The sequence below is a fragment of the Piscinibacter sp. XHJ-5 genome (assembly GCF_029855045.1).
In the GTDB taxonomy this organism is placed as follows: Bacteria; Pseudomonadota; Gammaproteobacteria; order Burkholderiales; family Burkholderiaceae_C; genus Albitalea.
In genome coordinates this window covers 280,691-299,395 of record NZ_CP123228.1, presented here as the reverse complement: position 1 = coordinate 299,395, position 18,705 = coordinate 280,691, and the positions used below count along the sequence as shown (strand labels likewise).

19 protein-coding genes are annotated in these 18,705 nt (G+C 69.2%); 6 read left to right on the top strand and 13 right to left on the bottom strand.

The window, feature by feature from the left end; genetic code table 11:
- Positions 1-39 precede the first annotated feature (39 nt).
- From P7V53_RS01410 to P7V53_RS01400, 3 genes are read left to right on the top strand one after another with little or no spacing between them, the layout of a single operon-like run.
- On the top strand, positions 40-2,064 hold the full coding sequence (locus P7V53_RS01410; protein ID WP_280153694.1) for a VIT domain-containing protein: 2,025 nt from the start codon (positions 40-42) through the stop codon (positions 2,062-2,064).
- 10 nt (positions 2,065-2,074) lie between these two features.
- Positions 2,075-3,451 carry an exosortase Q gene (gene xrtQ, locus P7V53_RS01405; protein WP_280153693.1) on the top strand — a complete coding sequence of 459 codons (1,377 nt, stop codon included), beginning with the start codon at positions 2,075-2,077 and terminating at the stop codon, positions 3,449-3,451.
- 5 nt (positions 3,452-3,456) lie between these two features.
- The gene (locus P7V53_RS01400; protein WP_280153692.1) at positions 3,457-4,683 is read left to right on the top strand and encodes a biosynthetic peptidoglycan transglycosylase; all 1,227 of its coding nucleotides are present in this window, start codon (positions 3,457-3,459) and stop codon (positions 4,681-4,683) included.
- Between the two features lie 17 nt (positions 4,684-4,700).
- Here the strand turns inward: P7V53_RS01400 and P7V53_RS01395 are convergent, their stop codons facing one another.
- Positions 4,701-5,450, bottom strand: coding sequence for a hypothetical protein (locus P7V53_RS01395; protein ID WP_280153691.1), 750 nt, complete (start codon positions 5,448-5,450; stop codon positions 4,701-4,703).
- 105 nt (positions 5,451-5,555) lie between these two features.
- Here P7V53_RS01395 and P7V53_RS01390 point away from each other — a divergent pair, with 105 nt between their 5' ends.
- The 3 genes from P7V53_RS01390 to P7V53_RS01380 are packed head-to-tail and all read left to right on the top strand — an operon-like array spanning position 5,556 to position 7,615.
- On the top strand, positions 5,556-6,173 hold the full coding sequence (locus P7V53_RS01390) for a LemA family protein (protein WP_280153690.1): 618 nt from the start codon (positions 5,556-5,558) through the stop codon (positions 6,171-6,173).
- Between the two features lie 7 nt (positions 6,174-6,180).
- Entirely contained in the window at positions 6,181-7,101 is a 921-nt protein-coding gene (locus P7V53_RS01385) for a TPM domain-containing protein (protein ID WP_280153689.1), read from the top strand.
- A gap of 7 nt (positions 7,102-7,108) precedes the next feature.
- Complete coding sequence (locus P7V53_RS01380; RefSeq protein ID WP_280153688.1) at positions 7,109-7,615, top strand: TPM domain-containing protein; 507 nt, start codon at positions 7,109-7,111, stop codon at positions 7,613-7,615.
- A 113-nt stretch (positions 7,616-7,728) separates the two neighbouring features.
- Here P7V53_RS01380 and P7V53_RS01375 read toward each other — a convergent pair whose 3' ends face one another.
- The 12 genes from P7V53_RS01375 to P7V53_RS01320 form a co-directional block, all read right to left on the bottom strand.
- On the bottom strand, positions 7,729-8,145 hold the full coding sequence (locus P7V53_RS01375) for a F0F1 ATP synthase subunit epsilon (RefSeq protein WP_280153687.1): 417 nt from the start codon (positions 8,143-8,145) through the stop codon (positions 7,729-7,731).
- Positions 8,146-8,288: 143 nt separating this feature from the next.
- Positions 8,289-9,695: a F0F1 ATP synthase subunit beta gene (gene atpD, locus P7V53_RS01370; protein ID WP_280153686.1), complete on the bottom strand. Its 1,407-nt coding sequence runs from the start codon at positions 9,693-9,695 to the stop codon at positions 8,289-8,291.
- Positions 9,696-9,733: 38 nt separating this feature from the next.
- A complete protein-coding gene (gene atpG, locus P7V53_RS01365) occupies positions 9,734-10,612 on the bottom strand; it encodes a F0F1 ATP synthase subunit gamma (RefSeq protein ID WP_280153685.1) in 879 nt (292 codons plus the stop codon).
- A gap of 146 nt (positions 10,613-10,758) precedes the next feature.
- The gene (gene atpA, locus P7V53_RS01360; protein WP_280153684.1) at positions 10,759-12,312 is read right to left on the bottom strand and encodes a F0F1 ATP synthase subunit alpha; all 1,554 of its coding nucleotides are present in this window, start codon (positions 12,310-12,312) and stop codon (positions 10,759-10,761) included.
- Positions 12,313-12,361: 49 nt separating this feature from the next.
- Positions 12,362-12,898, bottom strand: a complete 537-nt coding sequence (locus tag P7V53_RS01355; RefSeq protein WP_280153683.1) for a F0F1 ATP synthase subunit delta — start codon at positions 12,896-12,898, stop codon at positions 12,362-12,364.
- A gap of 3 nt (positions 12,899-12,901) precedes the next feature.
- Positions 12,902-13,372 carry a F0F1 ATP synthase subunit B gene (locus tag P7V53_RS01350; RefSeq protein WP_280153682.1) on the bottom strand — a complete coding sequence of 157 codons (471 nt, stop codon included), beginning with the start codon at positions 13,370-13,372 and terminating at the stop codon, positions 12,902-12,904.
- Between the two features lie 40 nt (positions 13,373-13,412).
- A complete protein-coding gene (atpE, locus tag P7V53_RS01345) occupies positions 13,413-13,661 on the bottom strand; it encodes a F0F1 ATP synthase subunit C (RefSeq protein ID WP_280153681.1) in 249 nt (82 codons plus the stop codon).
- 56 nt (positions 13,662-13,717) lie between these two features.
- On the bottom strand, positions 13,718-14,599 hold the full coding sequence (gene atpB / locus P7V53_RS01340; protein WP_280153680.1) for a F0F1 ATP synthase subunit A: 882 nt from the start codon (positions 14,597-14,599) through the stop codon (positions 13,718-13,720).
- Positions 14,600-14,605: 6 nt separating this feature from the next.
- Positions 14,606-15,118 carry an ATP synthase subunit I gene (locus P7V53_RS01335; protein ID WP_280153679.1) on the bottom strand — a complete coding sequence of 171 codons (513 nt, stop codon included), beginning with the start codon at positions 15,116-15,118 and terminating at the stop codon, positions 14,606-14,608.
- Positions 15,119-15,270: 152 nt separating this feature from the next.
- Positions 15,271-16,854, bottom strand: coding sequence for a glycerol-3-phosphate dehydrogenase/oxidase (locus tag P7V53_RS01330; RefSeq protein WP_280153678.1), 1,584 nt, complete (start codon positions 16,852-16,854; stop codon positions 15,271-15,273).
- 9 nt (positions 16,855-16,863) lie between these two features.
- The gene (locus P7V53_RS01325; protein ID WP_280153677.1) at positions 16,864-17,769 is read right to left on the bottom strand and encodes an SMP-30/gluconolactonase/LRE family protein; all 906 of its coding nucleotides are present in this window, start codon (positions 17,767-17,769) and stop codon (positions 16,864-16,866) included.
- Positions 17,769-18,644: an aldose 1-epimerase gene (locus P7V53_RS01320; RefSeq protein ID WP_280153676.1), complete on the bottom strand. Its 876-nt coding sequence runs from the start codon at positions 18,642-18,644 to the stop codon at positions 17,769-17,771. The genes P7V53_RS01325 and P7V53_RS01320 overlap by 1 nt, the downstream gene beginning before the upstream one ends.
- Positions 18,645-18,705 lie beyond the last annotated feature (61 nt).

Sequence of the window (18,705 nt, the reverse complement as noted above, 5' to 3'; positions counted from 1 at the left end):
GCCGCTTCCATCCTGAGCCCCGTGCTTCAGGAGAACGCCATGTCCTTGTTCCGATATCCGGTGCGTCCACTCACCGACACCGGCCGTGTGCTGCTCTGCGTCGAGCTGGCTCTGCTGGCGGCGCTGCTGATGATGGTCAGTCCGCCGACGCAGGCGAAGACCGAAAGCCCGTACTTCGTCGTCGACGGCGGCGAGCCGGGTGCCGACCGTCTGCCGCTGAAGTCGACGCGCGTCGATGTGCGCATCGCGGGCGTGATCGCCGACGTCACGGTGGTGCAGCACTATCGCAACGAAGGCCAGCGCCCGCTGGAGGCGCGCTACGTCTTTCCCGGCTCGACGCACGCCGCGGTGCATGCGATGAACGTGCGCCTCGGAGACCGCCTGCTCACGGCCACGATCCGGGAAAAGCAGCAGGCGCGCATCGTCTACGAGCAGGCCAGGCGCCAAGGCAGGACAAGCGCCCTGCTCGAGCAGCAGCGGCCCAACGTCTTCGAGATGAACGTCGCCAACATCCTGCCCGGCGACGAGGTCGCGGTCGAGCTGCGCTACACCGAGCTGCTGACGCCGCAGGACGCGCAGTACGGCTTCGTCTTTCCCACCGTTGTCGGCCCGCGCTACAACAGCCCGCAGGGCGCCGCGGCGAACGAGACGTGGATCGCGTCGCCCTACCTGCGCGATGCCTCCGCGGCCGCGGGCCTGGACATCCAGGTCACGCTGGACGCGCCTATCGCGGTGAAGGACATCGCCTCGCCGTCGCACGAGGCGGTGATCGATGGAATGGGCAGCGCGCAGGTCAGGGTCGCGCTCAAGCCCACCGACCGGCCGGCCAATGACCGCGACTTCATCCTGCACTGGCGTCTGGCCGGCGATCGCATCGAGTCGGGCCTCATGCTGTACCGCGGCGAAGAGGAGAACTTCTTCCTCGCGATGGTCGAGCCGCCGGCCGCGGTGCCGGCGCGGCAGATCAACCCGCGCGACTACGTCTTCGTGGTCGACATCTCCGGTTCGATGCACGGCTTCCCGCTGGACACCGCCAAGCTGCTGCTGCAGCACCTGATCGGCGGGCTGCGTCCCAGCGACACCTTCAACGTGATGCTTTTCTCCGGCAGCAGCCGCATGCTCTCGCCGCAGCCGGTGCCGGCGACGCTGGCCAACATCAACCAGGCGCTGCGCACCATCGCCGAAGCCGGCGGCGGCGGCAGCACCGAGATCGTGCCGGCGCTCAAGCGCATCGCGGCGCTGCCGAAGGCGCCCGACGTCTCGCGCACGGTGGTCGTCATCACGGACGGCTACGTGGCGGTCGAGAACGAGGTGTTCCAGCTCGTGCGCCAGCAGCTGGGCGACACCAATGTGTTCGCCTTCGGCATCGGCTCGAGCGTCAATCGCCATCTGATCGAGGGCATCGCGCGGGCCGGCCAGGGCGAAGCCTTCGTGGTCACCAAGCCGGAGGAAGCGCCCGCCGCGGCGGAACGCCTGCGCCGCATGATCGCCTCGCCGGTGCTGACGCAGGTACGGGCGCGCTTCGAGGGACTGGAGGTCTACGACGTCGAGCCGGTGCAGCTGCCCGACGTGCTCGCAGGCCGTCCGGTGATCGTGTTCGGCAAGTGGCGCGGCGACGCGGCACGCGCGCCCGGGGGCCGGCTGATCGTCGAAGGGCGCAGCGCGCTCGGCCCCTATCGCAACGAGATCGAGATCGACGGCCGCGACAGCCAGACCACCGCGGCGCTGCGACAGCTGTGGGCTCGTCGGCGCATCGCGATGCTGGGCGACCAGGAGGCGCTCGAAGGCGGAGCGCGCCACAAGGCGGCGATCACCGAGCTCGGACTGAAGTACGGCCTGCTGACGACCTACACCAGCTTCGTGGCGGTGGACGAGCTGGTGCGCAATCCGCAGCCCGACCTCACGGCGAGGGTCCAGCAGCCGACACCGCTGCCGCAAGGGGTGAGCACGCTCGCCATCGGTGCGGAGGTGCCGAGCACGCCGGAGCCGGCCGCCTGGCTCGCTCTGCTGATCGTGCTGGGCATCGTGGTCGCCACGGTCATCGAGCGGCGCCGCCGCGGTTGAGGGACGGCCGATGAATCGCGTGATCTTCACCACCCCCGGCGCGCGCTGGAGCAGCCGCATCGCCGCCATCCCGCCCTGGGGCTGGCTCGCATTGCAGGCGGCGGCGCTGTGGGTGCATTGGCGCTGGGCCGCGGCGCGCATGGCCGACGGCTCGGACGACCCGCTGGGCGTGGCGGCACTCGGCGTGCTCGCGTGGGCCGTGTGGCGGCTGGCGCCGCAGCTGCGCGGCCAGCCGCGCCCGGCATGGCTGGCCGCCGCCTTGCTGCTGAGCGCCGCATCGACCGCAGCGGTGTTCGTCGCGCCGCCGCTGGTCGGCGCCTTGCTGGCCGCGCTCGCGCTGGCCTGCGGCCTGCGCGCCTTCATGCCGACGGGTCAGCCCACTCTGCCGCTGGCCGGGCTGGCGGTGCTCGCGCTGCCGGTGGTGTCCTCGCTGCAGTTCTATGCCGGCTATCCGCTGCGACTCGCCACTGCGCAGCTGAGCGCCTGGACGCTGCAGCTGCTCGGCTGGAGCGCACAGCGGGCAGGCGCCTCGCTGGTCGTCGATGGCCGGCTGGTCATCGTCGACGCGCCGTGCGCCGGCGTGCAGATGGTGTGGATGGCGTACTTCTGCGCCTGCGCGGTGGCCCTGTTCACCGGGATCGACGACCGGCGCCTGTTGCGCCGGCTGCCGTGGACGGGCGCCATCGTGCTGCTCGGCAACGTGCTGCGCAACAGCGTGCTGGTGGCGCTGGAGGCACGCGGCGACGTCGCCGCGGCGGCGCATCAGGGCGTTGGCCTGGTCGTGCTGGCCGCGGTGTGCACGGCCGTCGCGGCACTGGTCGTGCGCGCTCCCGGCGCTGCGCTGGCGCGGCCGCTGCGCGGGGGATCGGCGGCTTGCGGAACTGACGGATGGCGCGCCCTGTTCGTCGGCGTCGCAATCAGCTGTGCGTTGCTGCCGCTGGCCCACACATCGCCTGCGCCGATGTCCCGCGCGGGCAGCGAGTCGCCCATCGAATGGGAAGGCCGGGAGCTGCGTCCGCTGGCGCTCACCGCCGTCGAGCAGCGCTTTGCCGATCGCTTTCCCGGCCGCATCGCGCGACTCACCGATGGCGAGCAGGTGCTCGTCTGGCGAGAGGTGACGGCGCCGACGCGCATGCTGCATCCGGCCACCGACTGCTACCGCGGACTCGGCTACCGCATCGAGCAGGCCCGCCTCGAGCGCGACGGCGAAGAACGGCTGTGGCGCTGCTTCGTGGCAGAACGCGACGGCATGCGGCTGCGCGTCTGCGAGCGCATCGTCGATGCGCGGGGGCAGGCCTACACCGACGCCTCCAGCTGGTTCTGGGCCGCGCAGCTGGGGCAGTCGACCGGTCCCTGGCAGGCCATCACGCTTGCGAGGCCGCTGTGAGACGCGTGGCGCTCCTGGCTGGCGGCGTGCTGCTGGCCGGGATGCTGGTGGTCACCGCGGTGGCATGGGGTGGCTGGATCCTGCTGCGCGCCGCGCCAGGCGAGTGGTCGCATCCCGTGCAATGGGGCCCGTGGCGGTTCGACGCGAGCGTGCCCACGCTGCTGCGCATCGCCACCCATCCGGTGGTGCTGCGACGGCTCGAAGGCCGCACGCTGGCGACACGCTTCGGGCCGGTGCAATGGCAGAGCGGCGAGGATCCGCAGCATTGGCAGATCGCCTGCGCGCCGTGCCGGATCCACCTGCCCGAGCTGGGCGACGATGCCGTCGCGTTGGCACGCGTCACCATCGACGCGCATCGGCTTGCCCAGGACCGATGGCGCGGCGAGTTGGCGCTGGGCGACGATCGCCGGGTGAAGGCGCGATGGAAGGCCTCGTTCGATGCACGCGGCGCCACGCTGGAGATGACGCTGCCGCCGACGCCGCTCGACAGCGCCTACCGGCTGTTCGAGCACGAGCTGCCCGAGCTGCGACGGGCACGCATCGAGGGCACGCTGCGGCTCGACGCTCGGCTCAGCCTGCCGCAGCGCCAGCTCTCCGTCACGCCGCACATCGAAGGCTTCGTCGTCGACGGGCTGGGCACCGATTCGCTGCTGCATGCCGAGCCGGCCTGCGGCCCCTTGCCGGCACACGGCTTCGGCACGTGGCTGCCGCGTGCCGTGATCGCAGCCGAGGACCAGCGCTTCCACGAGCATCCCGGCTACGACATGCGCGAGATCACCGCCGCCTGGATGCTGAACCATCGAGAGCGCGGCACGGCGCGCGGCGGCAGCACGCTGTCGCAGCAGCTCGCCAAGCTGCTCTACACCGGCAGCGAGCGCCATCACCTGCGCAAGCTGCGCGAGCTCCTGTATGCCGTGGAGCTCGATCGCACCTTGGGCAAGGCGCGCGTGCTGGAGCTGTACCTCGCGATGGCGCCGTGGGGCGACGGCCAGTGCGGCGCGGCGGCAGCGGCGCGCCACCACCTGCACAAGCGCGTCGACCGGCTCACGCCGACGGAGGCCGCGTGGCTGGCCAGCCTGCTGCACAGCCCCGACCGGGAGTGGGCGCGGTACCAGGCGAGCGGTCAGGTGAACGAGGAGCGCGTCGGCTGGGTGATTGCGCACATGCGGCCGATGCGGGCGGAGAAGCGGCAGGCGCTGGTGGAGGCACTGCCGGGCTGGTCACCGCGGTGACGTCGCGATCTCGCGACTCACGCCAACCACCCGGCGGCCAACCCCTCCAGGTCTTTCGTCTGCCCGGCCTCCCACACCAGCTCGGGCGGCGCCACGCGCGTGCCGTGCGCGGTGGCCGGCAGCCGAAGCGCGACCTGAACGACGAACTGGGCGACTTTCTGTGCACGCACCGGCCGCTCGCGCTGCGGAATCATCAGTTGCAGCTGCGACAGCACCCAGTCGGCGACGCGCTGCAGCGCGCTCGCGGCACGCAGCGCGGCCGGCGGCTGCGCCGAGCGCACGAAGACGAGATGATCGAAGCCCAGCGCGGCCACCGCTTGCTCGTCGAGGGTGGCCAGGCCGCGCTTCAGCGCATCGGGCAGCGTGGCAGTCGCGTGCGGCATGACGACGATCAGGTCGCGCACGCCCCGCCGGTACAGCGCCGCGGCCAGCAGCGGCAGCGCCTGCGGCTGCGGCCTGAGAAAGGCCGCTTCGCGGCCGTTGGCGTGCCGCTCGCGGTCGAAGACGACGAGTGCGGTGTCCTCGGCGTTCACCGCACCGTCTTCCAGTTGCGCCTTCGACACCGTCGCCAGGCCGCGCAGCGCCGCGTTGATCGGCTGCGTCACCAGCACCGCCACCTCGTCGAAACCGCGGCTCGCCAGCAGGGATTCGAGCACGGCCGCGCCCAGCGCCCCGGCGCCGCCGGCGACGAGCACCCGCCGCGCCCTCGCCGGCGTTCGTGGCGGCGCCGCCTGACCCGCGCGCAGCGCGTCGTGCACAAGCCTCATGGTGCGCAGTATCGCGGCAGGCGTGCCCGCTTGAAGCAAGGCCTATGCGCCCCCACGTCGGTCACGCGGGGTAGCATGCGCCCCGGACATCGGAGGACAGACACCATGATTCGAACCTTCTGGCGAGCCCTCGCGCTGACCGCCGTCGTGCTCCTGAGCGGCTGCGGCTACAACGACTTCCAGCGGCTCGACGAGCAGGTCAAGGCCGCCTGGTCGGAAGTGCTCAACCAATACCAGCGGCGCGCCGACCTCATTCCGAACATCGTCGCCACCGTCAAGGGCGAGGCCAACTTCGAGCAGGAGACGCTCACCAAGGTCATCGAGGCGCGCGCCCGCGCCACCAGCATCCAGGCCACGCCGGAGCTGGTCAACAACCCCGAGGCGTTCAACAAGTTCCAGCAGGCCCAGGGCGAGCTGACGAGCGCACTGAGCCGGCTGATGGTGGTTGCCGAGGCCTATCCGAACCTCAAGGCCAACGCCGCCTTCCAGGACCTGCGCACGCAGCTCGAAGGCACCGAGAACCGCATCACCGTCGCGCGCAACCGCTACATCAAGTCGGTGGCCGACTACAACGTGCTGGCGCGCAGCTTCCCCACCAACCTCACGGCGATGGTCTTCGGGTATTCGCCCAAGCCCAACTTCACCGTGCAGAACGAGGCTCAGATCTCCACGCCGCCGTCGGTGAGCTTCGAGAAGCCGGCGGCCCCCGCGGCCTCTCGCTGACACCCTCATGCGCGAAGCCGCGCGCGCCCTGCTGGCCGCCGTGCTGCTGTGGCTGGTGGCCGCGGCCGCCGGCGCGCAGGACGTGCTGCCGGTGCCGCCCCTCAGCGGCCGGGTGATCGACCAGACGGCCACGCTCTCGGCTGCGCAGAACGCAGCCCTCACCGACAAGCTGGCCGCGATCGAGCAGCAGACCGGCAGCCAGATCGTCGTGCTCATGCTGCCGACGACGCAGCCCGAGGACATCGCGTCGTATGCGCAGCGCGTCGCGGACCAGTGGAAGGTGGGGCGCCGCGACATCGGCGACGGCGTGGTCATCGTCGTCGCGAAGAACGACCGCAGGGTGTGGATCACGATCGCGAAGGCGCTGGAAGGCGCCATCCCCGACCTTGCCGCCAAGCGAATCATCACCGAGCGGATATCGCCTGCCTTCAAGGCCGGCGACTTCGCCGGCGGCCTCAATGCAGCCGTGGACCAGCTCGCGGCGCGCATCAAGGGCGAGAACCTGCCGGCGCCGAGCGCGGGCTCGCGTGGCGAGCGCGGCGCCGACGCGGGACCGCAATGGGACGAGCTGGCGATCTTCTTCTTCGTCGCCGTGCCGGTGGTCGGTGCGGTGCTCACCGGCATGCTGGGCCGCAAGCTGGGGTCGCTGGTCACCAGCGGACTCGCTGGCGGCATGGCGTGGTGGCTGTCCACCAGCCTGCTGCTGGCGGGTGCGGCCGGGCTGCTCGCGCTGGTGCTGGTCGGCTTGCTCGGCATCGGTTCATCGCGCGGCGGCTCGGGCCTGCGACGGCGCGGCGGTCCCGTCATCTGGGGCGGTGGCGGCGGCGGGTGGGGCGGTGGCGGTGGATTTGGCGGCGGGGGGGGCGGTGGCTTCAGCTCGGGCGGCGGCGGCGATTTCGGCGGCGGCGGCGCGGGTGGCGACTGGTGAGACGCCCATGAACAAGCTGCTGCGCATCCTCAAGCACCGCTGGCTCGACGAAGCCGATGCACGCCGCATGCTGGACGCGCAGGCCTTGCAGCGCATCGAGGCGCGCGTGGCGGCCAGCGAGAAGCGGCACACCGGGGAGATCCGTGTCTGCGTCGAGGCGAGCCTGCCGCTGTCCTATCTGTGGCGCGACGCGACGGCCCGCGAACGCGCCGTCACGCTGTTCGGCAAGCTGCGTGTCTGGGACACCGAAGACAACAACGGCGTGCTGATCTACCTGCTGCTGGCCGAGCACCGCATCGAGGTTGTGGCCGACCGCAGCCTGGACCGGCACGTGTCGCAGGCGCAATGGCGATCGCTGCTCGACGAGATGTCGGCGGCCTTCAAGGCAGGCCGGTTCGAGGAAGGTCTCAACGCGGCGATCGACACGGTGGACAGGCTGCTTCTCCAACACTTTCCGCTCGTGGCTGGACAAGCCAACGCCAACGAGCTGCCCGACACGCCGCAGATTCTCTAGTGGTCCGCCCCGGACACGGGGCGGCGTTGATGACTGCGTGCGCTGCGAGCGTCAGCGACGGGTCGCAACCGCCGCCGCTGGCCGCGTGCACCCCTCGCGACAGCGGCGCGTGGTCACTTCTTCAAGAACTTGCGCAGCGCCGCGATCTGCGCGGCATGCACGGCCAGCTCGCTTTGCGCGCGCGCGATGTCGATGTCGCTCTTGGCGTTGCGCAGCGCCTCTTCGGCCAGTCGCTTGGCCTCGGCGGCCTTGGCTTCGTCGAGGTCCTTGCCGCGGATCGCGGTGTCGGCCAGCACGGTCACCGTTCCGGGCTGCACCTCGAGGATGCCGCCGGCGACGAAGACGAACTCCTCCTCGCCGTTGTCGGCGCGCTCGATGCGCACCGCGCCGGGCTTGATGCGCGTGATGAGCGGTGTGTGGCGCGGCAGGATGCCCAGCTCGCCGTTCTCGCCCGGCAGCGCGACGAACTTCGCCTCGCCGGAGAAGATCTGCTCTTCGGCGGAGACGACGTCGACGTGGATGGTGGCCATAACTTAACTCTCCGTGGCGCCGGAGCGCCGCTCACGGCGCATCGATCCGACGCAATCAAGCGGGCGCCGCGGGTTCGGTTTTGCCGGACCGGTGGCGGCGCCCCCCTGGGGGGAAGCGCCAAGGGCGCTCCGAGGGCGTTCCATCACTGGATCTTCTTCGCCTTCTCGAAGGCTTCGTCAATGGTGCCGACCATGTAGAAGGCCTGCTCCGGCAGGCTGTCGCACTCGCCGTTGACGATCATCTTGAAGCCGCGGATGGTTTCCTTCAGCGGCACGTACTTGCCGGCCGTGCCGGTGAACACCTCGGCGACGTGGAAGGGCTGCGACAGGAAGCGCTGGATCTTGCGCGCGCGCGCCACGGCCAGCTTGTCTTCCGGCGACAGCTCGTCCATGCCCAGGATCGCGATGATGTCGCGCAGTTCCTTGTAGCGCTGCAGCGTGGCCTGCACGGCGCGTGTGGTGTTGTAGTGCTCTTCGCCGACGACGTTGGGGTCGACCTGGCGGCTGTTGGAGTCGAGCGGGTCCACCGCGGGGTAGATGCCCAGCGAGGCGATGTCGCGGCTCAGCACGACGGTGGCGTCGAGGTGGGCGAAGGTCGTGGCGGGCGACGGGTCGGTCAGATCGTCCGCGGGCACGTACACGGCCTGGATCGACGTGATGGAGCCGACCTTGGTCGAGGTGATGCGCTCCTGAAGGCGACCCATCTCCTCGGCCAGCGTGGGCTGGTAGCCCACCGCCGACGGCATGCGGCCCAGCAGCGCCGACACTTCGGTCCCGGCCAGCGTGTAGCGGTAGATGTTGTCGACGAAGAACAGCACGTCGCGGCCTTCGTCGCGGAACGACTCGGCGATCGTCAGGCCGGTCAGCGCGACGCGCAGCCGGTTGCCCGGCGGCTCGTTCATCTGGCCGTACACCATGGCCACCTTCGATTCGCCCAGGTTGTCGGACACGACGACGTTGGACTCCATCATCTCGTGATAGAAGTCGTTGCCCTCGCGTGTGCGCTCGCCGACGCCGGCGAACACCGACAGGCCCGAGTGCGCCTTCGCGATGTTGTTGATGAGCTCCATCATGTTCACGGTCTTGCCGACGCCGGCGCCGCCGAACAGGCCCACCTTGCCGCCCTTGGCGAACGGGCAGATCAGGTCGATCACCTTGATGCCCGTTTCGAGCAGCTCCTGCGACGGCGAGAGCTCGTCGTACGCCGGGGCCTTGCGGTGGATGGCCGCGGTGAGCTCCGTGCTGACCGGACCGCGCTCGTCGATGGGGTTGCCGAGCACGTCCATGATGCGGCCCAGCGTCGCCTTGCCGACCGGCACGGTGATCGCGTTGCCCGTGTTGGTGACCATCAGCCCGCGGCGCAGGCCGTCGGACGAACCCAGCGCAATGGTGCGCACGATGCCGTCGCCGAGCTGCTGCTGCACTTCGAGCGTGAGCGCGCCGCCTTCGAGCTTGAGCGCGTCATAGACCCGCGGCATGCTGTCACGCGGAAATTCCACGTCCACCACCGCGCCGATGCACTGGACGATCTTGCCCTGAGTGTTCGCCATGTCGATTCCTTCTGCAAATTTCGTATTCGGGTGCTGGATCAGACCGCGGCCGCGCCGCTGACGATCTCGGAGAGTTCCTTCGTGATCGCGGCCTGGCGGGTCTTGTTGTAGACCAGCTTCAGTTCGGCGATCAGATTGCCGGCGTTGTCGGTCGCCGACTTCATCGCGACCATGCGCGCTGACTGCTCGGACGCCATGTTCTCTGCCACCGCCTGGTACACCAGCGCTTCGATGTAGCGCGTGAGCAGGTCTTCGATGACCGTCGGCGCGTCGGGCTCGTAGATGTAGTCCCAGCCGTAGGCCTTCTTTTCCTCGGCCGTCTGCTCCAGGCGCGAGCTGTTCAGCGGCAGGAGCTGCTCGACCATGGGCTCCTGCTTCATCGTGTTGATGAACTTCGTGTAGCAGAGGTACACGGCGTCGATCCGGCCCTCGACGAACGCGTCCAGCATGACCTTGACCGGGCCGATCAGCTTGTCGAGCTGCGGCGCGTCACCGAGCTGCGTGACATGCGACACCACCTGCGCGCCGACGCGGTTGAGGAAGCCGAAGCCCTTGTTGCCGATCGCCACCGTCTGCACCGTGCCGCCGGCCTGCTGCACTTCGCGGATCTTGGCCGTCACCGCGCGCAGGATATTGGTGTTGAGTCCACCACACAGACCCTTGTCGGTCGTGACGACGATGAACCCGATCGCCTTGGGCGTCTCGGTGACGCGCATGTAGGCGGAGTGGTACTCGGGATTGGCCTGCGACAGGTTGGCCGTGATGTTGCGGATCTTGTCGCTGTACGGGCGCGCATGGCGCATCCGGTCCTGCGCCTTGCGCATCTTCGACGCAGCGACCATTTCCATGGCCTTGGTGATCTTCTTGGTGTTCTCCACCGACTTGATCTTGCTGCGTATTTCCTTGCCGACCGCCATTTCAAAGACTCCTTTGGCCCGCGCTGCACGCGACGCGCCATTGCGACCCCATCGGGCGGACACCGCGGATCCGGCCTTGCCGGGCCGCCGTTGTCGCTCCCTGGAGGGAGAGGCGGCCGCAGGCCGCTTCGGGGGTGGGTGTCATGTCACGCGAACGACTTCTTGAACGCCTCGATGGCCTTCGTCAGGTCGCCTTCGGCGTCCTTGTCGAGCGCCTTGTCGTTCTCGAGCTTGGACAGCAGCGCGGCGTGGCTGGACTTCAGGTGCTGGTGCAGGCCATGTTCGAAGGCGAGCACCTTCTTCACGTCCACGTCGTCGAGGAAGCCCTTGTTGACCGCGAAGAGCGAAGCAGCCATCAGGCTGATGGGCAGCGGCGAGTACTGCGGCTGCTTCAGCAGCTCGGTCACTCGGGCGCCGCGGTCGAGCTGCTTGCGGGTGGCCGCGTCGAGGTCGGAGGCGAACTGCGCGAAAGCCGCGAGCTCGCGGTACTGCGCCAGGTCGGTCCGGATGCCGCCCGACAGGTTCTTGATCAGCTTGGTCTGCGCGGCGCCGCCGACGCGCGACACCGAGATGCCGGCGTTGATCGCGGGACGGATGCCGGCGTTGAACAGCGAGGTCTCGAGAAAGATCTGGCCGTCGGTGATCGAGATCACGTTGGTCGGCACGAAGGCCGACACGTCGCCGGCCTGCGTCTCGATGACGGGCAGCGCCGTCAGCGAGCCGGTCTTGCCCTTGACCTCGCCCTTGGTGAACTTCTCGACGTAGTCCGCGTTCACGCGGGCCGCGCGCTCGAGCAGGCGGCTGTGGAGATAGAACACGTCGCCGGGATAGGCTTCGCGACCCGGCGGACGGCGCAGCAGCAACGAGACCTGGCGATACGCGACGGCCTGCTTGGACAGGTCGTCATAGATGATCAGCGCGTCTTGCCCGCGGTCGCGGAAGTACTCGCCCATCGTGCAGCCCGAGTAGGCCGACACGTACTGCATGGCGGCCGACTCCGACGCCGACGCCGCCACGACGATGGTGTATTCCATGGCGCCGTTCTGCTCGAGCGCGCGCACGATGTTCTTGATCGTCGACGCCTTCTGCCCGATGGCGACGTAGACGCAGGTCATGTTCTGACCCTTCTGGTTGATGATCGTGTCGATCGCCACCGCGCTCTTGCCGGTCTGGCGGTCGCCGATGATCAGTTCGCGCTGGCCGCGGCCGATCGGCACCATGGAGTCGATCGACTTGAGGCCGGTCTGCACCGGCTGCGACACCGACTGGCGCGCGATCACGCCCGGCGCGACCTTCTCGATCACGTCGGTCATCTTGGCGTTGATCGGACCCTTGCCGTCGATCGGCTGGCCCAGCGCGTTGACGACGCGGCCGATCAGCTCCGGCCCGACCGGCACTTCGAGAATGCGGCCCGTGCACTTGACGGTGTCGCCTTCGGAGATGTGCTCGTACTCGCCCAGGATCACCGAGCCGACCGAGTCGCGCTCGAGGTTCAGCGCGAGACCGTACGTGGGCTGGCCGTCCTTGCCGGCCGGGAACTCGAGCATCTCGCCCGCCATCACCTCCGACAGTCCATGGATGCGGCAGATGCCGTCGGTGACCGAGACCACCGTGCCCTGGTTGCGGATGTCGGCCGCGGCGCCGAGGCCCTCGATGCGGCTCTTGATCAGTTCGGAAATTTCTGCGGGATTCAGTTGCATTGCTTTCTCCGGTCGCGGCCCGCCGGGGCTCGCTGTGGGAAGAGACGTCTTAAGCGGTCAAAGCCACCTTCATTTGTTCGAGTCGGGCCTTGACCGAGGTATCCAGCACTTCGTCACCGACCACCACGCGGATGCCGCCGATCAGCTCGGGCTCCACCACCACGCTGGCGTTGAGCTTGCGATTGAAGCGCTTCTCGAGCACCTGCACGACCTCGGGCAGTTGCGTGCCGTTGATCGGATACGCGCTGTACACGGTCGCATCCGACACGCCGGTCATCGCGTTGACCAGGGCGCGGTACTGCGACGCGATCTCGGGCATGGCGGCCAGGCGGCTGTTGTCGACGACGGTGCGCAGCAGGTTCTGGACGACGGGCGCCAGCACCACGCTGCTGAGCGCGCCGGTGACCACGTCGTAGACCGTCGCCGGCTCGACCTTGGGGTTGTCGGCGAACTGGCGCAGCTCGGGCAGGCTGGTCACCTGGCTGAGCGCGTCGAGCTGGTCGGCCAGCTCGCGCGGCGCGCCCTGGCCGGCGGACTTGAACAGCGCCTCGGCATACGGACGCGCGATGGTTGCAAGCTCGGCCATGGTTTACAGCTCGGTGCGCAGACGGGACAGGAGCTCGGCGTGCACGCCGGCGTTGACCTCGCGCTTCAGGATCTGCTCCGCGCCCCTGACGGCCAGCGCGGCGACCTCCTCGCGCAGCGCCTCCCGCGCCTTGACCACGGCCTGCTCGGCCTCGGCCCGTGCGGCGGCGACGATCTTGGCGCCCTCTTCGTTCGCGCGAACCTTGGCTTCCTCGATCAGCTGCTGGGCCAGGCGCTCGGCGTCGGCCAGGCGCTGGGCTGCGTCGTTGCGGGCGGCGGCGAGCTGCTCTTCCACACGCTTGTTGGCGGCGGTCAGGTCGGCCTTGGCCTTGTCGGCGGCGGACAAGCCGTCGGCGATCTTCTTCGCACGCTCGTCAAGCGCCTTCGTGATGGGCGGCCACACGAAGGTCATCGTGAACCACGCCAGGATGAAGAACACCGCGAGCTGTGCCAGCAGGGTTGCGTTGATACTCACGGCAACACCTTTCTTGCAGCTTGGGTTGGTCGGATGTCTCTCAGCGCAGCACGAACGGGTTGGCGAACGCGAACATCATCGCGATACCCACGCCGATCAGGAAGGCCGCGTCGATCAGGCCGGCCAGCAGGAACATCTTGGTTTGCAGCTCGTTCATCAGCTCGGGCTGACGCGCGGCCGATTCGAGGTATTTGCTGCCCATGATGCCGATGCCGATGCAGGCGCCGATGGCACCCAGACCAATGATCAGACCGGCGGCCAGGGCGACAAAACCAAGAACGTGTTCCATGAAAGACTCCTAGTAGGGGAAGGATGGGGGGTGGTGGAAGAGAGAACTTCGGGCGATCAGTGCTTGTCGTGCGCCTGGCCCACGTAGACGAGGGTCAGCATCATGAAGATGAACGCCTGCAGCGCGACGATCAGGATGTGGAAGATGGCCCAGGCGGTGCCCGCGATGACGTGGGCAATCCACAGGAAGACACCGGTGGCCGACGCGAAGCCCACCGCGCCCAGGAGGGCGATCAGCATGAACACGAGCTCGCCGGCGTACATGTTCCCGAACAACCGCATGCCGTGCGACACGGTCTTGGCCAGGAACTCGATCATCTGCATCAGGAAGTTGAACGGCCACAGCACCGGATGGGCGCCGAACGGGGCGGAGAACAGCTCGTGGATCCAGCCGCCCAGGCCCTTGATCTTCACGTTGTAGTACAGGCACACCAGCAGCACGCCGATCGACATGCCGAGCGTGGCCGACAGGTCGGCGGTGGGCACGACACGCTGGTAGGCGTGGTGCGGGTCGTGGCCGGCGGCGCCGTAGATCCATTCCCAGACGCGCGGCAGCAGGTCGACGGGGAGGAAGTCCATCGAGTTCATCAGGAAGATCCAGATGAACACGGTCAGCGCGAGCGGGCCGACGAACTTGCGCGAGGTGGCGTTGTGGACGATGGACTTGGCCTGGTTGTCGACCATCTCCAGCACGATCTCGACGGCAGCCTGCAGGCGTCCCGGCACGCCGGAGGTGGCCTTCTTGGCGACGGTTCGCAGCAGCCACAGGCCCAGCACGCCCATCAGGATCGACCAGAACACGGTGTCGAGGTTGATCACCGAGAAGTCGATGATGTTGGCCTGCTCCTTGGAGCGCAGGTGCTGCAGGTGGTGCTGGATGTATTCGCCAGCGGTCGGGCCATGGGTCGCGTGGTCAGCAGCGGAAGCGTCGGCAGCCATGTCGAATCAGAGTCTCTGTTTTGTTGCACCCACCGGACGCCGCTGCCACAGCAACGCCAGCCAGTTCACCTTCACGCACACGATCATGGCGACCAGCAGCGCTGGCCAGCTCAGATCGGGTACCACTCTTGGAGCGGCCACCAGCATGGCGACCGCCACAGCAATCTTCACCATCTCCCAGAACATGAACCCGAACACGGCCGCGCCCGGGTTGGAACTGGTTCGCCTTGTCATCCCTCGCGCCAACAGCGCGCTCGGAAGGACGGTGGCGGCGGCACCGTACAGTGCCGACCATGCCGTGCCGCTGCGGTTCGTGATGGCCCACGCGAGGGCGGCACACACCAGACCTGCAACGGCTTGCGCCGCAACCACCCGCCAAGGCGACGTCGGCGGGTGCTTGGCCCTCAAGGCCTGCGCCTCATCGGACGTCAGCGGCTTGAAAGGCGGGTCCTCCACCGGATCTGCCCCACCCTGGGAGGTCTTGCCGTGGTCGTGGGGATCGCCCAACTGATGGTTCACGGCCAGATTTGCAGTCGGTTTCGGCAAAGCCTCGGGATTATATACGGGCAAACCCGTGCGGCCCCGTCCGACCCGACCGGCAGTGTCGTCGGGCACCCTGTCGACGAGCTGACGCGACGCGACGGGATCGACGAAATCGGCCCGACCGTCCGCTACGGCAACGTCAGGTAGTGCGCCGCGAGCGCCTCGAACGATGCCGCCGATGCGGCCGCATCGAAGCCCTCCCCGAGCTCGTCGCGCAGCAGCCGCGCGACCTCGTCGGCCAGCGATGCGGCACGCGCGGCATCGAGGAACAGCAGGCGGCATCGCCTCGCCAGCACGTCCTCCACCGTGCGCGCCATCTCATAGCGTGCGGCGAACCGCACCATGGCCTCGCTCAGTCCGCCGCCGCCGACGGGCCACAGCCAGCGATCGGCTCCCGGCAACGCGCGCAGCCGCTCCACCTCGGTGCCGTAGAGATGCTCGCCGGGCGGCTGCGACAACGACTCGGACGAGCGCTTCGGCGCGCCCACCAGGGGCAGGTAGGCCGTCGCCGAGGCGGGCCGTGCCTCGATCAGGCCGGCATGCGCACAGCGCTCGAGCACGTCCTCGGCCATCGCGCGGTAGGTGGTCCACTTGCCGCCGGTCACGGTCACCAGCCCGGAGCGGCCGACGATGACGGTGTGCTCGCGGCTGATGCCCTTGGTGTCGGCGCCGTCGTCGTCCGACGGCCGCACCAGCGGGCGCAGCCCGACCCACACCGACCGCACGTCGGCGCGTGTGGGTGCGCGGCTCAGGCAGCCTGCTGCCTCGCCGAGGATGAATTCGACCTCGGAGCGGAACGGCACCGGCTCGGGGGCGATGTCGTCACTGGGCGTGTCGGTGGTGCCCAGCACCGTCATGCCCATCCACGGAACCGCGAACAGCACGCGGCCGTCCTGCGTCTTCGGGATCAGCAGCGCGTGATCGGTGGGCAGGAAGGCGCGATCGACGACCAGGTGCACGCCCTGGCTCGGCGCGACGATGGGCGCGCGCCGCGGCGCACCGGCATCGGCATCCATCTCGCGGATCGAATCGACCCACACGCCGGTTGCGTTGACGACACAGCCGGCGCGAAGCATGAAGGTTTCGCCGCTTTCGCCGTCCTCGGCCCGCAGGCCGCGCACCTTGCCGTCCTCGCGCACCAGGCCGGTCACGGCGCAATGGTTGACGACACAGGCGCCCTGCGACTCGGCGGTGCGCGCGATGGCCAAGGCCAGCCGCGCGTCGTCGAACTGGCCGTCCCAGTACTTGACGCCGCCGGTCAGCCCGTCGCGTCGCAGCGTCGGCAACAGCGCCATCGTCTGCGATGCCGACAGGAACTGCGTGTCGCCGAGCCCGCGGCGGCCGGCGAGCGCGTCGTACATCTTCAGGCCGATGCCGTAGAAGCCGCGCTCCCACCAGCGATAGCTCGGCATGACGAATGCGACCGGCTGCGCGAGGTGCGGCGCGTTGTCCAGCAGCAGCGAGCGCTCGTACAGCGCCTCGCGCACCAGCCCCACGTTGCCCTGCGCAAGATAGCGCACACCGCCGTGCACCAGCTTGGTCGCGCGCGACGACGTGCCCTTGGCGAAGTCGTTTGCCTCGATCAGTGCCACGCGAAAGCCGCGCGCTGCCGCGTCGAGCGCCACGCCACAGCCGGTGGCGCCGCCGCCGATTACCACGATGTCGAAGGCAGGCGTGTCGCGCAGGCGGGCGAGCTGGGCGGCGCGGTCCACGTCCCGGCCTCAGCCGAACAGGTGCACCGGCAGCCCCGGCACGTCCACGCGCAGCGACAGCACGCAGCCGGCGAGCGGCTGCTCGGCCAGCTCGGCCGCCGGCCTGTTCTCGCGCGCCGTGGTGATGTACAGCGTGCGCAGGTCCGCACCGCCGAAGCAGGGCATGGTCGCGCAGCGCACCGGCAACGCGACTTCACGCGCGATCTCGCCCGAAGGCGACAGGCGCAGCAGCCGCTGGCCTTCGAACATCGCGACCCAGTAGAAGCCTTCCGCGTCGACAGCCGCGCCGTCCGGCCGGCCGCCGTAGTGCGACAGGTCCTGGCCAGGCTGTCGCGGCGGGAAGCTCACGAATACGCGGCGTCCGGACAGCTTGCCGCTGGGCGGATCGAAGTCGAAGGCGTAGACGGTGTGGGCCTTGGTGTCGCTCCAGTACATCGTGCGCCCGTCCGCACTCCAGCCGAGGCCGTTGGAGGTGGTGATGCCCTCGGCCTTGCGCGTCAGCTCGCCGTCCTCGAAGCAGTACAGCGCCGCGAGCGCCGGGTCGCGCGGCTCGTAGATCGTGCCGACCCAGAAGCGGCCTTGCGGATCGCATTTGCCGTCGTTGAAGCGCTCCTGGGCCGGGTCGTACGGCGGCTTGGCCAGACGCGTGCGTTTGCCGCTCGCCGGGTCGAAGCGCCACAGGCCGTCGCGCATGGCGAGCAGCAGCGTGCCGTCGAGGCACGGCGCGCAACTCGCGGGCTCGCAGTCGAAGTCCCAGTGCGACAGCGCGCCGGTCCGCGAATCGAAGCGGTTGAGGCGCCGTCCCGGGATGTCGCACCAGTACAGCACCTGCTCGCGCGGATGCCACATCGGCGACTCGCCGAGCCGGCTGGCGGACGCCACCGCGACCGAGACGCCGGCATCGGGCTCTCGCATCACAGCACCGCCACGTCCAGCGTCATCGTGGCTTCGAAGGTCTCGCCAGGCGCCAACGTGCGCAGCCCGTGCGCCGCCGGATCGGCCATGTGGATGGCGTTGCCGACATGGCTCACCGGCTCGACGCAGAAGTAGTCCCTGTCCTGCGGCGTGTAGACCACGAGATACGGCAGCGACGAGCGCAGCTGCAGCGAGAACTTCTCGTCGCGGATGCGCGCCGGGCCCTTCCAGCCTTCGAACCCGTTGTCGAAGGCGAGGTGGGCCACGTCGGCGTCTATGCCCGATTGCGCGACTTTGCGCACCGGCAGCTGCGCCGCATCGGTGTCCCAGCGATCACTGCAGTCGATGTGCAGCCTGCTGCGCGCCCGCTTCGGAAAATACGGGTGCCAGCCGAGGCCCACCGGCTGCGCCAGATCGCCGGTGTTGGTGATCGACAGGGTCGCGACCAGCGACTCGGGCGTCAGCGAGAAGTGCTGCTGCGCCTCGAACGGAAACGGCCAGTGGCCGTCGCCGCCGTGGCGCAACGCGAGCGCAAGGGCAATGCCGCTGTGCGAGACCACGTCCCACTCGCGCATCCAGCCGATGCCGTGCACGGAGTGCGGGCTCTCGCCGAAGTTGGGCAGCGTCGTGTAGTCGCGGCCTTTCCAGCGAAAGCGCCGGTAGCCGAGGCGATTGGAGTAGGGCACCAGCGGGAACGAGGCGGAGGCTCGTGCGTTGTCGAGCTGCGCGGGTGCGGTGGAGCGCAGGATCGCGGTCTCGCGATGCCAGAGCCCGGCGATGCTGCCGCCGAGATCGGGACGCAGGGCCAGGCGCAGCGCGCCGGCATGGAGTTCGAAGGTGTGGGCGATGGAGGTCGGGGTGCGGGATCCGGTCATGGCTTCCTGGCGGGAGGGCGCGGGTCGACCCATCGTACGCCCGTACCGCGATGAAATCGGC

What these genes read in the sequence shown, in the direction of transcription:
- P7V53_RS01325 (WP_280153677.1), bottom strand. Translation starts at nt 17,769, where the DNA reads ATGCGAGAGCCCGATGCCGGCGTCTCGGTCGCGGTGGCGTCCGCCAGC.
- atpA (WP_280153684.1), bottom strand. Translation starts at nt 12,312, where the DNA reads ATGCAACTGAATCCCGCAGAAATTTCCGAACTGATCAAGAGCCGCATC.
- P7V53_RS01385 (WP_280153689.1), top strand. Translation starts at nt 6,181, where the DNA reads ATGCGCGAAGCCGCGCGCGCCCTGCTGGCCGCCGTGCTGCTGTGGCTG.
- P7V53_RS01410 (WP_280153694.1), top strand. Translation starts at nt 40, where the DNA reads ATGTCCTTGTTCCGATATCCGGTGCGTCCACTCACCGACACCGGCCGT.
- atpE (WP_280153681.1), bottom strand. Translation starts at nt 13,661, where the DNA reads ATGGAACACGTTCTTGGTTTTGTCGCCCTGGCCGCCGGTCTGATCATT.
- P7V53_RS01390 (WP_280153690.1), top strand. Translation starts at nt 5,556, where the DNA reads ATGATTCGAACCTTCTGGCGAGCCCTCGCGCTGACCGCCGTCGTGCTC.
- P7V53_RS01380 (WP_280153688.1), top strand. Translation starts at nt 7,109, where the DNA reads ATGAACAAGCTGCTGCGCATCCTCAAGCACCGCTGGCTCGACGAAGCC.
- P7V53_RS01375 (WP_280153687.1), bottom strand. Translation starts at nt 8,145, where the DNA reads ATGGCCACCATCCACGTCGACGTCGTCTCCGCCGAAGAGCAGATCTTC.
- P7V53_RS01355 (WP_280153683.1), bottom strand. Translation starts at nt 12,898, where the DNA reads ATGGCCGAGCTTGCAACCATCGCGCGTCCGTATGCCGAGGCGCTGTTC.
- atpG (WP_280153685.1), bottom strand. Translation starts at nt 10,612, where the DNA reads ATGGCGGTCGGCAAGGAAATACGCAGCAAGATCAAGTCGGTGGAGAAC.
- atpB (WP_280153680.1), bottom strand. Translation starts at nt 14,599, where the DNA reads ATGGCTGCCGACGCTTCCGCTGCTGACCACGCGACCCATGGCCCGACC.
- P7V53_RS01395 (WP_280153691.1), bottom strand. Translation starts at nt 5,450, where the DNA reads ATGAGGCTTGTGCACGACGCGCTGCGCGCGGGTCAGGCGGCGCCGCCA.
- P7V53_RS01320 (WP_280153676.1), bottom strand. Translation starts at nt 18,644, where the DNA reads ATGACCGGATCCCGCACCCCGACCTCCATCGCCCACACCTTCGAACTC.
- xrtQ (WP_280153693.1), top strand. Translation starts at nt 2,075, where the DNA reads ATGAATCGCGTGATCTTCACCACCCCCGGCGCGCGCTGGAGCAGCCGC.
- atpD (WP_280153686.1), bottom strand. Translation starts at nt 9,695, where the DNA reads ATGGCGAACACTCAGGGCAAGATCGTCCAGTGCATCGGCGCGGTGGTG.